We start from the raw sequence: 304 nt of genomic DNA, 5'->3' as shown, positions 1-304 counted from the left end.
CCTCCCAGGCCCGTGCCGCGGGCGCGCCGGTGCAATGGGAAAACAGGGCCTAAGCGAAACGGGCGCTGGTGGCGCCCGTTCAAAACCTCAGTCGGCGTACTGGCCGGCGGCTTCGATGATCGGCTTCCAGCGCGCGATCTCGCCTTCCAGCTTGGCCTTTAGCGCGGCCGGAGTCGCGTCTGCTTCGGACGACGGCTTGGTGCCGAGCTCGGCGAACCGGGCGGCGACATTCTGGTCCTTCAGCGCGACCTGAAGCGACTTCGACAGGCGCTCGGTGACCTCGGCCGGCGTCCCCTTGGGCGCG

At 69.4% G+C, this 304-nt stretch carries 1 pseudogene; it reads right to left on the bottom strand.

Going from position 1 to position 304, the window contains the following annotated elements:
* Window positions 1-87 precede the first annotated feature (87 nt).
* Window positions 88-304 (bottom strand): annotated as a pseudogene (locus AC0L2O_RS36605) (tripartite tricarboxylate transporter substrate binding protein BugD); the annotation flags it as partial.

Source organism: Bradyrhizobium sp. Kon10 (genome assembly GCF_055807395.1).
This window is presented reverse-complemented; position numbering and strand designations above follow the sequence as displayed.